Source organism: Azospirillum sp. ST 5-10 (assembly GCF_051225715.1).
GTDB lineage: Bacteria > Pseudomonadota > Alphaproteobacteria > Azospirillales > Azospirillaceae > Azospirillum.
Genome location: NZ_JBPJSP010000060.1, coordinates 1 through 12,824, shown reverse-complemented (window position 1 = coordinate 12,824; position 12,824 = coordinate 1). Strand labels below are relative to the sequence as shown.

Genomic DNA, 12,824 nt, shown 5'->3' with positions numbered 1-12,824 from the left:
GAACGCGGCGACCCTCTCCCGGCCTTCAGGCCAACCATCCTATCAGGAGGTCGCCCGATGAGTGGAAGTCATACAAGCTGGGCTTCGGAGTTCAGTGTGATCGGGAGATCATCGACGAAAACGACGCGCCGGCATAAATATTACAACACATACGCTCGCCATCCTCAGATATATCCCGTGACCGCTCAATCATTACTGATGAGTTTTTAAGTTTTATGCTCTGATCTGCGAATTTTATTTTTGTTGTTAATCATACTCGCTCAAGCAAGTAGCTCACGACAGGAGAATCCATCATGAAAACCGGTAAAAGAGATGATGTCCTCTTGGAGGCCTTCCATGTCTGGCGAGCGAGTAGCCAAGGCGGACAGCCAGGAGACCCCGGATATGACCTCCGTGCTCGGCAGGAATCGGAGATGTCGGAAGCCGTCGCCAAATTGCCGGCGCGCACCCCCGCGGGCGCGCTGGCGAAGTTGGCGATGTTCGCAGACCAGCTGGAGGACCTTCAGCTTGGGCGGTGCGACTCTGAACACCCGGCGGTGTATCTGAAGCGCACACTGCTTGCGGCTGCCGAGCGCTTCGGCGGGCCCCTCGGCGAAGCAATACACTTTGGCATCGAAGAGGCTGAGCGACGCGGCCAGAAGAGCGCTGACGACGGCCGAAACATCCTGAAGCTGTCAGAGCAACTCCGATCCTCTATTGGATTGGAAGAGAGGACGAATGCCTCTCGCTCCGGCCGGACAGTAAAGGGGGTTCTTCTTGAACACCGTATTCTAGAAGCTCTCCTTAAACTTCAGCCGGACGAACGAGAGCAATGGGTTCAGCAGCTCGAGCGATTCGTTGCGGACGTGGAAGCGGCAGAGGCTCAGTTCACGGAAACCTATCGCCAACTCCGTCGAGATGCACGGCGGCGCCTTTGGGCCCAGGCAACCGAGTTGCGCGATCAACCTTCTTCCGATTTCGCCGACGCGGTGAATGCCTTCGGCGAGGCCGGGGCCGAGGCGGTCGCCCTGCCTGTCCAGCCCAGCGTCGCCATGGTGGCGGCCGGGGCCCGGATCGGCGGCATCAGCGAGGAACAGGCCCGCGCGATCTATGCGGCGATGGCCGAGGCCTTCCAGCAGGAGCGCGCGGCATGAGCAGCGTCGTCCACCTCCCTCGCCGCGGCGCCACGACCCGCCCCGCGATCCGCCTGGACCTGCACCGCGAGCCCACCAGCCGCATGGCCGACTGGCAGGCCGACGTCATCTGGGAGTGCCGGCGGCACGCCGAGCTGTGCCCGGCCGTGTTCGGCTACCTGAAGCGCACCGACCTGCTGCACCGCTGCACCTTCCTCGCCAGCGACACGCCGGATGGCCCGCTCCTGTTCCGCTACATCGGCGCGCCGACCATCGCCGTGCTGGGCCGCGGGTGGGCGCGCCAGCAGCTCGGCCGGCCGCACGTCGACAACCCCCACGCCGACTTCCCGGCCCACCTCGGAACGGAGTACGCGACGGCGATGGAGGACGGGCCGGTGTTCAACCAGATCGCCATGCACGGGCTGGGCGCCGACCCCTGGCTCTACAGCCACGCCCTGTGCGGCTGGCGGGCCCGGGACGGGCGGAGAGCCGTCCTCTCCGCGATCGCCCTTCACTGACCCCGGCGCGCGGCGAGGGCGCCGAGGTCCATCTGCACCCCGCCGCGGCCGAGCCTGAGGAAGTGCAACGGCGGGCGCTCTACGCCGGCCTGCTGGTAGAGGATCGAGGGGCGCCGGTCGATGTGGCGGGGCCCGGCCTTCGCAGCGGACCACACCGGGGCGATGTCCGGCGTCACCACCCCGCACCACCAGCTCGGCGCCCAGCGGGCCCACGACACCACGCGGACCAGCCGGCCGACGACGTGGAAGACGCCGCGGCCGCGCAGCGTCGGATGCGTCCAGCCGGCGGCGATCCAGCACACCAGGCCGTCCGTGTCGAACGGCAGGTCGGAGCCGACGAAACACCGTTCCCCGGCCGGCGCGTCGCCGGGGCGGTCGTAGAACATGGACAGGTCGGACAGGCGGTCGCCGAACGAGCGGCCGGTGCAGTCCACCAGGAGCCCGGCCTGCGTCGCCACCACCTCGCCCGTGTCGTCGTCGACGGCGCCGACCCAGAACGAGGGAAGCGACGGCGCCCGGTGCAGCAGCGGCACCCACGAGTCCAGGTTCCGCCGGTTCACCCGGGCGAGGTCCTGCCAGTCGTCGGACAGGATGGCGGTGAGCCGCCGGGCCCGGAGCGAGGCGCAGAGGGCATCCCGGGCCGCCCGCAGCATGGCGGCATGGGGCGCGTCGGGGAGAGGGAAGGTTTCGAGAAGGGCACGCTCACCGACGCGCGCGTCCGCGAGATCGAAGCCGCTGGCATCCATGGTCAACACCTCGTGAAACCAGATGGGAATCGCTCGCTCACCGGCATTCCCGCAGGCGGGCCCGCTCCACCTTGTAGTCGTCCAGCATCCGCCGGAGCGCCGAGTTCGCGGGCAGCGCGTCGAGCTCGTCGGCGGCGCGCGCCATCGTCTCGCGGCCGTATTCGACGACAACGGGACACACCGACGGGTCAGAAGGAGCCGTCGCGCAGCCGGCGAGCAGTGTCGTCGCCAGCAGCGCGAGCGGCAGCTTGGTCCTGCGCATCGCGGATCTCCATCGTCTTGGCGAGGGTGGCGGCGCGCTCCTGCTGGCGCCCCGCCCGGCGCTGGGACGCCGCGAAGGCCGCGAGCGTCGCCAGCAGCCCGACGGCGGCGAGCACGTAGCCCGCCGCCTTGCTCCACAGCAGCTTCAGCAGCGTCATGACGCCCCCGCCGCCCGGTGATCCTGCCGCCGACGCCACAGCATGAAGCCCACGCCGATCGCCAGTACGGCGGCCGCCAGCCACCCGGGATGGACTTCGGGGAGGGACCCCCGCAGTTGATCCCAGATCGCACGCGCCGCGCCGACCTGGTTGACGACCTCCTGCGCCGCGGCGATGCCACCGGCCACCGCGATGCTGGCCGCCCCGCCCTGCACCGTCTTCGACTTCGCCAGCGGCTTCATGGCGTTCGGCGGCGGCAGCTCGAGCCGGTAGAACAGATGGTCGCCGACGGTCGCCACCGGCTTGCGCCCCTTCGCCCAGGACGTCCGCGACGCCGCCGCCCTGGTGCAGTAGTGATCCGCCCCGTTGGTCACGTCCTCCAGCCGGCCGGCCAGCACGTCGTCGGCCACCTCGAGCGCCAGGCGGTACGCCGGATCGGCCTCCGTCACCGCCAGCAGCTTCGCCCGGTTCGGGTCCTTGGCGAGCCAGCACGAGAACTGCCAGGGGTCGAGGCACACCGCGCTGAACGTGTCGTCGGGGATGTCGTCGGCCTTGTTGCGGCTCCACCAGCGCGGGTGCGTCGCCCTGTTCCGGATCACGCAGGCCACCGCCTCCATCCCCTTGTGCCCTTGGCCGCGCGCCTCGCCCCACAGGGTGCGGGCGACGATCTCGCGTTCGCTCTTCATGCCGTTCTCCATCATTCCGCCGGGTGCGTGCCCGGCCGCAGCGCCGCCACGAGTTGCTGCACGGCGGACCGCGTGTCGTGCATGGCCTGCTCCATCCGCGCCAGGCGCTCCGCCACCACGCCGCGGCTGTCGTCGTGGTCGTCGGCGCGGCGCTCGAGGGCCGCGACGCGCTCGACGAGCATTCGCACCAGGTGCACGAGGCCGGAGACCCGCCACAGCACGCCAGCGCAGAAGGCGACCAGACCGCCGCCGGCAACGATCAGGTCGAGGGACAAGGTCACGGTCACGGCGCCGTCCTCCCAAGAGCGCGACCCACCGAGCCCACGGCCCGTGCAGCCCGCATCACCAGCGCGTCCCTGTCGTCCGGCCGGGACGCCTCCACCGCTCCCAGGAGGCCGCCCTTCACCAGGGCGTTGCGCATCTGCGCCGCCATGGACGGAGGGACGTCACCAGGGGGAACCCTCGTCAGCAGCGCCCGCGCCACGTCCGGGTTGAGCATGGCCGACGTCAACAGGTCGTCGATGCGCTGTTGGACCGAGGCGCGGCCGGCGCGCAGAACCTCCGCGCCCAGCACGCCTGCGACCGCGCCCCAAGGCCCGAACGTCAGCGCCCCCGCAGCAGCGCCGCCGGCCGCCCCGCCGGCGCGTCCCATGGCGCCCAGCAGTTGACCAAGGAACGTCGACGTTCCCGGGAGATCGGCCATCGCCGCCGCGTTCTGCGCCGTGTCCGAGCCGCCGCCGAGGCGCGATCCCGTGACGCTCCGCTGCATCCGCCGCAGATCGGTCGCCACCGCTTCCATCGTGTCGAGTTGCTGGCGATCGAACACCAGCTCCAGCGCCGGCCTGTTGTTGGCGACGAACCGCTGGAACCGATCGGCCGACCACAGGCCCAGGCCGGTATCCCCGGCCTCCCCGGTGCTGCGCAGCGTCCGCTTGATCGTCTCTAGCACCGCCCGGCGCAGGCCCGCGTCACCCCCCACCCGGGGCCGCAGGGCATTGCCGCCGGCCAGCGCGTCGACCGCGCGCAGCGCCTCGCCGTGCCGCTGGAGCCAGGACGAAAAGCGGTTCACATCGAGCGAGCCATCCGGGTTCATGGCACCGGTGCGCAGCGTGTCCGCGGCGTAGTCCGCCAGGAGACGCCCGGCCCGCTCCGGATCGCCGACCGCCTGCACCAGGGCCTGGATGTCCTGCACCGACCGACGGTTGGTGTTGAAGAACCGGGCCGCCACGTCGGCATCCGCCACCCGCCACCCGCCGACGCGGTCCGACGCCAGGACGTTGCCCACCTGCCCGCCCTTGAACCGCTCGGCGAACTGCCGGTATTGCTCGTTTGCCCCCCGGTACCGGGCCGCGTCTTCCGGCCCGAAATTCGGCTCCAGAGCCTGTTGCGGCATCACCGACGGGTCAGTGCGCGGCGGCGCCGTCTCCGGCATGGGCGGCTGAGCGTCGGGCGCGACGCCCCCGTCCCCGGCCCGACGTGCGGCGCCGCGCATCACGTCCAGCGCCGAGGCCCCGCCGAACATCTGCCCGGCCGCGCCAGCCTGCGCCGCCTCGTCGGCAAAGGACGTCAACGCCGCCGTCGCGCGGCTCGCGGAAACACGGGTCAGGTTGGGCCCGTAGGCCGCGGTCAGGAACTCCAGCGCCAGCGGGTCCAGCGGGTTGAAGGCGTCCGCGTTGGCGACGACGTCGCCCAGCGGGATGCCGGAGGACCGCGCGCGCTGCACCAGGCGCACCGCTTCGGCGATGGCCGCCGCCGGGTCCATCTCCCGGCCGACGTCGCCACGCTCGATCGCCGCCCGCAGCTTGGCGATCGCCGGCGCGGCATCGGTCAGGGCCCGGCCCAGCGCCCGGATGTTGTCGTCGCCCGTGTCCAGCAGCGACGAGACCAGTTGCGGGTTGTCGTAGGCCCGGCGCAGCGCCGCCCCCTGCAGCCGGCGCCGCCCGTCGACGCTCAGCCGGCCTTGCCGGTCGGCGAAGCTGTTGACGTCGGTCGGGTCCAGCTTCCCCGCGAAGGCGCGGACGAACTCCCGGTTCTCCGGCGCGTCCAGCGGGCCGCCGCGGTAGAGATCGAGGACGTCGCCGCCGAGCCGGTCGGCATCGAGCGCCGCCCGCTCCGGCGCGCTGTAGGCCATGCCGCGCCCTGCGTTCGCTTCCCGCGCCACGCCCCGCCACTGGTCGGGGCTGAGATCCTGTTCCGGCAAGCGCACGAGCACCGGGTTGCGCATGCCTTCCGGGTCGAACCCCTGCGCCTTCAGCCAGGCGCGATAGTCGGCGCTCCGCTGCCCGCGGGCCGAGTGCGCCATCATGATGGAGCGATACCGCCCGTTCCCGTCGATCACCGTGCCGTCGGGCCGCACGATCGGCGCGCCCGAGCCGAGCTCGGCGCTCGCCCCAAGCCGGCCGGGGTTCAGCTCCCGCGCCGTCTTGGCGATCATGGCATCCGACGCCGCCCGGCCGCGGTCGCGCGGCTGGAGATCACCGGTGGCCGGCCGCAGCGTGTCGCCTTCGACGAGGGCGAATCGGACGGGCAGAGGCCCCGCGGTTTCCGTGTAGACCACATTCCCGACCGCCGGCGCCGGACCGGTGGCGTCCGAGGGCGCGGCAACCGGCGTGGGCGCCGCATCGTCGGCCGCACGCCCGCCCCTGCCGATGGCGTCGTCGAGCAAGCCCAGCAGGATGGACATGCGGCGCACCGCCCGCGTGTCGCCACCGGTGGCACGCTCGGCGCGGATCGCCCCCTTCAGCTCGGACTGGAGCGCCTGGATTTGCCGGAACGCCTCGACGTCCGGCATGCCCTGCACCGTCTCCAGAAGGCGCCGTTCCGTGGCGCCCAGCGCCGAGGCCTTCGGCAGGTCGGCCACCAGTTGCCGGACCGTCGTCTTGACGGGCGTGATGTCCAGCGCCAGCGCGCCTTCCGGATCGATCCCGGCGTAGAGGTTGCCGAGACGCGCCTTCTCCGCGCTCTTCGCCGCCTGCAGCAGCGTGCGCAGCCGCCCGCCGTGGGCCGTCACGTCCTCGGCGACGCGGGGCACCGCGCCTTCCGGCGCCAGCCCTTCCAGCGCGGCCGTCTGCGCCGCGTTCTGCGTCGCCTGCCGATCGAGGAAAGCCGCCGTCGCGGTCGGCGAGCGCCGGGACACGCCGCGTTCGAGCGTCAACAGGTTCGTGTCCCCGACCATCTGCGCCGTGGTCGGCATCGAGCCCGGCACCAGTTCCGCGGGCTGACTCAGCCGGTCGACGAGCGTCCCCGGGTCCTTGGCGTTCCGGCGCAGGGTCTCCGCTACGATTTCCTCGGTCCCCGACGGCCGGCCCGCCATGCCCGGCCGCAGCGCCCGCGCCGACGAGGCGAGCGACCCGGCGCCGCTGGCCGCCAAGCCGCCGGCAACACCACCGGCCAAGCCGCCGGCCAGCTCTGCCAGAGGACGCAAGGGGCCCTCTCCAGCCGCGTCGCCGGCCGCCGTAGCCCCGAGCCCGCCCGCCGCGCCGATGGCCGCGTTCGTGCCCGGGCCACCCGCCGCAAGCCCGCGCGCGATGGCGCCGGGGATCGAGGCCGCGGCCGTGTCGACGGCGCTTCCCAGCGCCGCCCGGGCACCGGCCCACGGCACCACCGCCCCGGCCACGCCGGCGCCGGCCCCGCGCGCCAGACGCTCCCCGAAGGTCTGCGCCTCGACGTTGTCGGGGTTGGCGATGCCGATGGAGCTCATGCCCCGCCGGATGCTGGCCGAACCGCCGATCGGCGCGTCGGTCGACAGATGGCGCCCCTCGCTGCCGACGACCTGGTTGTAGAGCCAGTCCGCGCCGCCGAAGAGAGCGTTCACGGCGTCGGCCGGCGCTCCCAAGGCGGAGGCGATGAAGTCGTTGGCGCCGGCGGCGGCGTTGAGGCCGAGCCCGTCGCTCGCCGGCGGCCGAGCGGGAGCTTCCGCCGGAGCGGGAGAGCCGCCGAAGAGCTCTTCGGTGCTGACCACACGGCCTTTCGGCGCCGCTTGCTTGCCGGCGGTGCCGAACAGTTCGTCGGTGCTGACCACCTTGCCCATGCGCCGTTACTCCCCGACGATTTCCCACTGATCGTTGCCGAGGTAGCGGGCCCGGCCGCCCGGGGTCTGGTAGACGCTGCCAGACTTCCAGTCCGACCGGTTCGACGGCAGCGGCGCCGTGGTCTCCCCGCCGCCCCGGCCCTGCGCGGCGCGCTCCTGCGCCCGCTGCCGTGCCACGTCGACGACGCTGCGCAGCTCGCCCAGCGCGCGCCGGAAGCCCTCGGAGGTCTGCGCCTGGCTGAGACGGGCAATGGCGTCGGTCGCCTTCTTGCCCTCGACTTCGGTGATCTGGCCGCCGCCGCGCAGCGTGTCGAACGCCTGCAGGAAGGCCTGCCCCTGGAGCTGCTGCACCTGCTGTCCGAAGTCGTACATCTCGGTCCCGGGCAGGGCGCTGGTCCAGGCCAGCATGCCCGTACTCTTCTCCAGAACGGGGTTGCCGAGGACGCCGTCGATGGAGGCGAGCATGCGGTCCGCCTGCAGGGCGACGTTGGGCGCGTCGGCGATCCGCTCGCCTTCGGCCTGCCCGACCTTCTTGTCCCGCTCCGCGCCCGCCAGGTCCTTCGCGAGGGTGCCGGTCAGGTTGCCCGAGCGGTCGACCAGCCCCCAATGCGTGCCCAGGTCCACCCGCTCGACCCCCGGCGCCAGCGAGACGCCTTCCGGAAGCGGCGTCTGCACGGCCGTCCCGTCGCTGCCGATCTGCAGGATCACGTCACGGCCCTGCGCGTCCTTGCCATAGATCGGCGTGTTGCCGTAGCGCGCCCCGCCGACGGCCGCCCGCTTCATTTGCGTCTGCCAGTCGGCGAACGAGCCGGTGAACCCCTGCGACTTCGCAAACTCGTATTCCCGCATGTCGTCGGTCGGCAGCGACGTCTTGGGATACAGCCGGCCGATCTCCGACGCCGCCACCGCCTCCGGCGCCGCCCGGGCCAGGAGAGCGCGCTTCTGTTCGTCGGCGAGGTTCGGGTCCTGCAGCGCCAGCATGGCGGCCCGCCGGTCCTCCCGCTCCTGGACGTCGCGGCCGGCAATGAGGCCGCGCCCGAGGCCCTGCACGAGGGTGTTCAGAGCGCCCAGCAGCCCCCGCCCCTTCTTGCTCATCAGGGCGTTCGAGGCTTCCAGCAGGGCGAGGCCTTCGGCCATGCCGGCGCGCCCGCTGATCTGCGGCAGCGCCGCCGGCGCCGCCGGCGTCTGGAGCTGATCGGTGCCGGGATCGCCCAGCACGTCCGTCCCGACGGAACCGGACAGGACCGGCGCCTCCACCCCGCCCAGCCCACCGAGGCCGCCCATCACCCGCTTGACGTAGGCCTGCGTTTCGGCCGGCATGCGGGAGACGTCCCGTTCCCGTGCATCGAGCCGGGTCGGGCCGCCGTTGTAGGCCGCCAGCGCCAGCCGGGTGTCGCCGTTGTAGCGGTCCATCATGTCGCGCAGGTAGCCGGCGCCCGCCATGATGTTGTTGGCCGGGTCCATCGGGTCGCCGGCCAGCCCGAGCCGCGGCGCCATGTGGGCATAGGTCGCCGGCATCACCTGCATGACGCCACGCGCCCCGGCCCGGCTGACGGCCGTCGGGTCGCCGCCGGACTCGGCCCGGATCAGGGAGGCGATCAACTTCGGATCGAGGCCGAAGCGCTGCGACGCCGCCGTGATGTGCGGAGCGAGGGCCGGATACGACACGCCCATGGCGATGCTCCTACTGCAGGAGGCCGAAGAGCGGCTTGCCGCTCATGAGGCTGTAGAGGCCGGCCGTGCCCGACAGGAAGCCGAGGCCCTGCGAAAACGGACTGACGCCGGGTTGCGTGGTGCTGGTGGTGCTGCCGGTCGGCGAGCCCCGGAGCAGTGCGAGCCGCTGGGAAAGCTGCTCCATCGGGTATCCCCGCTGCGCCAGGAAGTCCTGATAGGCCAGATCGAGGTTGGCTTGATCCATGGCCTGTTGCTGGCCGCCGATGCCGAGCAGGGCGTTGCTGCCGTTCAGGTCGCGCGCCTGCCGGGCGAGGCCCGAGGTCCGCATCTGATCGGCCGCGCCGAGGAGGCCCGACGTCTGGCCGAGCATGGCGTTGTTGCGCGCCGTCGAGCTGTCCGCCATCTGGCCGGCCGCGGCAAGCCGGGTCTGCGCCCGCGCAACGTCCGCCTGCTGATTGGCGAGCTGGCCGCGGAGATCCTGTTCCGAGTTGAACTGGCGCGTCGTCTGCTCCAGGCCGGTGTTCAGGTTCCCGACGTTCCAGTCCATGCCCTGGTTGAGGCCCTGCGCCTCAAGCGAGCGGTCAAGGTCCGTCTGCGCCGCCGCCACCGCGCGATCGTAGCCGCCGGCCCGCAGTTCGCCGGACGTGCGGCCGACGGCGTCGGCGAACGCGCGGTTGGTCTCGCCCTGCGCCACGCCCCAGCCGGAGCCGCCCCACGCGCCCGCGGCCACGGCGTCGTCCCCGACGTCGTTCATCGCCAGGCGGCGCGACCGGTCCAGATCGCTGATGGCGTTGTTGACCACCGTGTCCGTGTAGGGGTTCAGGTAGCCGCCGAGATCGGTTGCCGGGATCGAGCCGGCCGCCACGTCCCGCACCGAGCCCCGGCCCAACTGCGCCGCCGTGATGGGGTTCGCCGCCACGTCGCGGATGTTGGGGTCTGCCGCAACACCGGACGCGACGCCGTGGCCGAAGCCCGTCTGAAGGGGGTTGTAGCCCTGAAGGCCGGCCGCGGCGCCCTGCGCCACACCCCAGCCGAGACCCGGGTTGGTCCCGGCCGCCGTCCTCGCCGCGTCGAACCCGGCCGTCTGATCGGCCGTGAAGGGCGCGATCCGCATGCCGGGATAGGCCGTGTACGGCTGCCCGGTGAGCTGGTCGCCGAAATCCAGAATGCTCTTGTGCCGGTCCTCGATGTAGCCCGGGATTTCGGTCTTCTGCGTTACGGTGTCGCTGCCGCCATCCATGGCACACACCTCCGTCAAGGGGACCCGGCGTCTCCCGACGCTGGCGATATCAGGGAATTTCTACCACAACAAAAGGACCAAAGTCATCAGGCTAGGTCACGATGCATGCAGACCCGCGGCATGCCATACCCATGGGGTGCCGCCGCCCGCAGCCAACCCATCCGGCCCACCGCCTCTATCCGGGTGGCGCCCATCTCGCGCGCGAACGCCTCGACGCGCGGCTCCAGGTTCTCCCAGATGTCGGCCAGGTCCCCCGCCCCGAGCACGATCCGCACGGCCAGGAGCTGCGGGTACCGCCGGAGCTCCGTCACCAGGAGGGAGCGGTCCGACTGCCACATCTGCATCCGACCCTCGGCGACGGCGGACACCACGTCGTCGACGGTGTGGGTGTGGCCGCCGTAGGGCAGCGCCTCCCCGATCAGCCGGAAGCAGGTGTCCGCGTCCATCACAGCAGCCTGTCCGCCCGCTGCAGGTCGGCCACCAGCGTGCACACGAAGTTCGCGACGTCGGCGGCGGTGGCCGTCGACGCGTTGAGGGTCCGGGTTTCGGTGTACCCGCTCACGGTGTAAGCCTGTTCCGACAGCGGCGCGCCAAGCTCGACGTCACGCTGTTCGAGGGATCGCGCCAGCGGGGCGAGGAAGTCGGGCACGGGATAGCGTCGCGGCGTCAACGGCGTCCTCCTACGGTGCTGTCCAGCCGGATCGGGTTGACCCGCGCCGTGAAGCCGGTGCCGGCCCATTCGAAGCGCAGCGCCAGCATGCGGCCGGTGACGCGGCGATCCACCTTCGTGGTGCCGGGCGTGATGGCGTCGGGCCCGTGTTCCGTCGCGGCCTCCGAGGGCCACATGCGCGCCAGCCAGGTCAAGTTGACGGTGCCGGTGCCGGTCCACCGGATGTCCGGCACGCCCCGGCGGACCCGCACGACACGGTCCCCGTCGGCCATGTCGACGGCGCCGCTCTCGACCCACGCGCCGAGTTCTTCGCCGTCTGCGTCGTACCCGGTTTCGTGCTCGTACACGGAGCCCGTCGACGACGCGGCCGTGGGCAGGCTGCTGGCCGGCCCGACGTCGACCCAGGCGGTGCGATCAAGTTCCCCGCGCATCCACAGGCCGCGCCGGGTGTCCAGCGCCACGTAGCGGTCGTTCTCGCCGGGATCGTTTTCGGTGGACGGGTAGAACCACCACACTTCGCCGCGGCTGCCGAGCGGCCCGGCGCAGATCTTGGCCGCCTGGAGGGTGTCCAGCGCCTCGAACACGGTGCGGTCGATCTCGTTGGGAATCGACTGGATTGCGCCGTTGTAGGCATAGAAGCCCTGCCGCCCCATCCAGTAGACGACGCCGTTCACCTCGCACACGGCGTTCGGCCCGATGATGTCGGCGTCGCCGATCCGCTGCAGCGAGTAGACGTAGGTGCCGCCCTGATAGGCCAGCGAGTAGAGCGCCGTATCCGTCCACACCAGGATTTCGCCGCGCGACCGCAGCGCCGCCACGATCCGGGAGCCGTCGCGCACCTGCACGTCGCGCGCCCGGTTGGTCGCGGTCGGCGTCCACGTCGTCAGGCTGCCGCGGTCGGGCCACTGGATCTTGAGCGGATCGCCGTCGGCCCCGAAGGCGATCAGGGTAACGTTCTGCGGATCGACGACGATCAGCTCGGCGGTCGGCGCGTTCGGAATGACGGTCGCCGGCTGCCCGGGCAGCGTCGGGTCAATCTGGTAGATCGATCCGCCAGCCGGGCAGGCAATCCCGATCTGCCCCCAAGCGTCGATTGACCACGTCCGAAGCGGCGCGATGATCCCGGACGTCGCGCGCGGCGTGCCCCAGGTCCCCCGCCCCCAGGCTCCGGCACCCCAGCCCAGCAGGCGGACCGCCGAGGCGCGCCCGGCCACCAGGTCGTCGGGCGTGATGTCGTAGAGCGCCCCGCCGTAGAGCAGCATCAGGGCCGAATGCGTGCCGAACGCCACCATGGGCCGCCCGCTGAGGGTTGCCCATGCCTTCATCGCCCGCGGCACGCCGGTCAAGACGTCGGGCACCTTCTTCGCCCAGCCCCCGACAGGCTCAACCCCGTTGTCATCGGCGAACCGGACGAGGTTTCCGTCGCGCCAGTACCCTTCGGCCGTGGGGGCGGTGCGATCCGGCCTGAGCCCGGGTTGCGGCTGAAAGCGGGTCAACGTCATGGCATCACCAGCGCGGCCATGCCGTCTCTCCCCGGATTGCCGAAGGTGGACAGCCGGTCGCTGTCGGCCGCCGACCCGAAGGCGCCGTCGAATAGGGCGGCGTCGATGTAGCCGCTGCCACCGCCACCACCACGGCTCGGCGAGCCGCCGCCGCCGCCGAAATAGCCGCCGCCACCACCGCCACCGCCATCGGCTGTGACAGACCCATACCCGCCCTGATCGATGAT

The 12,824-nt window shown here is 71.6% G+C and carries 14 protein-coding genes; 2 read left to right on the top strand and 12 right to left on the bottom strand.

Going from position 1 to position 12,824, the window contains the following annotated elements; genetic code table 11:
* Nucleotides 1-413 precede the first annotated feature (413 nt).
* Nucleotides 414-1,133 carry a hypothetical protein gene (locus ACSBPG_RS31560; protein WP_435541227.1) on the top strand — a complete coding sequence of 240 codons (720 nt, stop codon included), beginning with the start codon at nucleotides 414-416 and terminating at the stop codon, nucleotides 1,131-1,133.
* Complete coding sequence (locus ACSBPG_RS31555) at nucleotides 1,130-1,630, top strand: hypothetical protein (protein WP_435541226.1); 501 nt, start codon at nucleotides 1,130-1,132, stop codon at nucleotides 1,628-1,630. Before ACSBPG_RS31560 ends, ACSBPG_RS31555 begins: the two co-directional genes overlap by 4 nt.
* On the opposite strand, the gene ACSBPG_RS31550 is transcribed toward ACSBPG_RS31555, so the two are convergent.
* From ACSBPG_RS31550 to ACSBPG_RS31495, 12 genes are all read right to left on the bottom strand, one after another.
* The gene (locus ACSBPG_RS31550; protein WP_435541225.1) at nucleotides 1,624-2,376 is read right to left on the bottom strand and encodes a hypothetical protein; all 753 of its coding nucleotides are present in this window, start codon (nucleotides 2,374-2,376) and stop codon (nucleotides 1,624-1,626) included. The genes ACSBPG_RS31555 and ACSBPG_RS31550 overlap by 7 nt on opposite strands.
* A gap of 37 nt (nucleotides 2,377-2,413) precedes the next feature.
* Nucleotides 2,414-2,557 carry a hypothetical protein gene (locus ACSBPG_RS31545; RefSeq protein WP_435541224.1) on the bottom strand — a complete coding sequence of 48 codons (144 nt, stop codon included), beginning with the start codon at nucleotides 2,555-2,557 and terminating at the stop codon, nucleotides 2,414-2,416.
* 7 nt (nucleotides 2,558-2,564) lie between these two features.
* Nucleotides 2,565-2,795, bottom strand: coding sequence for a hypothetical protein (locus ACSBPG_RS31540; RefSeq protein WP_435541223.1), 231 nt, complete (start codon nucleotides 2,793-2,795; stop codon nucleotides 2,565-2,567).
* The gene (locus tag ACSBPG_RS31535) at nucleotides 2,792-3,481 is read right to left on the bottom strand and encodes a cell wall hydrolase (RefSeq protein WP_435541222.1); all 690 of its coding nucleotides are present in this window, start codon (nucleotides 3,479-3,481) and stop codon (nucleotides 2,792-2,794) included. The genes ACSBPG_RS31540 and ACSBPG_RS31535 overlap by 4 nt, the downstream gene beginning before the upstream one ends.
* An 11-nt stretch (nucleotides 3,482-3,492) precedes the next feature.
* On the bottom strand, nucleotides 3,493-3,768 hold the full coding sequence (locus ACSBPG_RS31530; protein WP_435541221.1) for a hypothetical protein: 276 nt from the start codon (nucleotides 3,766-3,768) through the stop codon (nucleotides 3,493-3,495).
* Entirely contained in the window at nucleotides 3,765-7,511 is a 3,747-nt protein-coding gene (locus ACSBPG_RS31525; RefSeq protein ID WP_435541220.1) for a hypothetical protein, read from the bottom strand. Before ACSBPG_RS31525 ends, ACSBPG_RS31530 begins: the two co-directional genes overlap by 4 nt.
* A gap of 6 nt (nucleotides 7,512-7,517) precedes the next feature.
* Nucleotides 7,518-9,185: a lytic transglycosylase domain-containing protein gene (locus tag ACSBPG_RS31520; RefSeq protein ID WP_435541219.1), complete on the bottom strand. Its 1,668-nt coding sequence runs from the start codon at nucleotides 9,183-9,185 to the stop codon at nucleotides 7,518-7,520.
* A 10-nt stretch (nucleotides 9,186-9,195) separates the two neighbouring features.
* Nucleotides 9,196-10,425, bottom strand: a complete 1,230-nt coding sequence (locus ACSBPG_RS31515) for a hypothetical protein (protein ID WP_435541218.1) — start codon at nucleotides 10,423-10,425, stop codon at nucleotides 9,196-9,198.
* 86 nt (nucleotides 10,426-10,511) lie between these two features.
* Nucleotides 10,512-10,871 (bottom strand): hypothetical protein, encoded by a 360-nt coding sequence (locus ACSBPG_RS31510; protein WP_435541217.1) that lies wholly within the window; start codon nucleotides 10,869-10,871, stop codon nucleotides 10,512-10,514.
* On the bottom strand, nucleotides 10,871-11,095 hold the full coding sequence (locus tag ACSBPG_RS31505) for a hypothetical protein (protein WP_435541216.1): 225 nt from the start codon (nucleotides 11,093-11,095) through the stop codon (nucleotides 10,871-10,873). Before ACSBPG_RS31505 ends, ACSBPG_RS31510 begins: the two co-directional genes overlap by 1 nt.
* Nucleotides 11,092-12,597: a hypothetical protein gene (locus ACSBPG_RS31500; RefSeq protein ID WP_435541215.1), complete on the bottom strand. Its 1,506-nt coding sequence runs from the start codon at nucleotides 12,595-12,597 to the stop codon at nucleotides 11,092-11,094. Before ACSBPG_RS31500 ends, ACSBPG_RS31505 begins: the two co-directional genes overlap by 4 nt.
* A partial coding sequence (locus ACSBPG_RS31495; RefSeq protein WP_435541214.1) for a hypothetical protein occupies nucleotides 12,594-12,824 on the bottom strand: 231 nt, incomplete at its 5' end. The genes ACSBPG_RS31500 and ACSBPG_RS31495, both read right to left, overlap by 4 nt.

Bases quoted from the DNA above. Each gene is read 5' to 3' on its own strand.
- ACSBPG_RS31560 (WP_435541227.1), top strand. From the start codon at position 414: ATGTCGGAAGCCGTCGCCAAATTGCCGGCGCGCACCCCCGCGGGCGCG.
- ACSBPG_RS31555 (WP_435541226.1), top strand. From the start codon at position 1,130: ATGAGCAGCGTCGTCCACCTCCCTCGCCGCGGCGCCACGACCCGCCCC.
- ACSBPG_RS31550 (WP_435541225.1), bottom strand. From the start codon at position 2,376: ATGGATGCCAGCGGCTTCGATCTCGCGGACGCGCGCGTCGGTGAGCGT.
- ACSBPG_RS31540 (WP_435541223.1), bottom strand. From the start codon at position 2,795: ATGACGCTGCTGAAGCTGCTGTGGAGCAAGGCGGCGGGCTACGTGCTC.
- ACSBPG_RS31535 (WP_435541222.1), bottom strand. From the start codon at position 3,481: ATGAAGAGCGAACGCGAGATCGTCGCCCGCACCCTGTGGGGCGAGGCG.
- ACSBPG_RS31525 (WP_435541220.1), bottom strand. From the start codon at position 7,511: ATGGGCAAGGTGGTCAGCACCGACGAACTGTTCGGCACCGCCGGCAAG.
- ACSBPG_RS31520 (WP_435541219.1), bottom strand. From the start codon at position 9,185: ATGGGCGTGTCGTATCCGGCCCTCGCTCCGCACATCACGGCGGCGTCG.
- ACSBPG_RS31515 (WP_435541218.1), bottom strand. From the start codon at position 10,425: ATGGATGGCGGCAGCGACACCGTAACGCAGAAGACCGAAATCCCGGGC.
- ACSBPG_RS31510 (WP_435541217.1), bottom strand. From the start codon at position 10,871: ATGGACGCGGACACCTGCTTCCGGCTGATCGGGGAGGCGCTGCCCTAC.
- ACSBPG_RS31500 (WP_435541215.1), bottom strand. From the start codon at position 12,597: ATGACGTTGACCCGCTTTCAGCCGCAACCCGGGCTCAGGCCGGATCGC.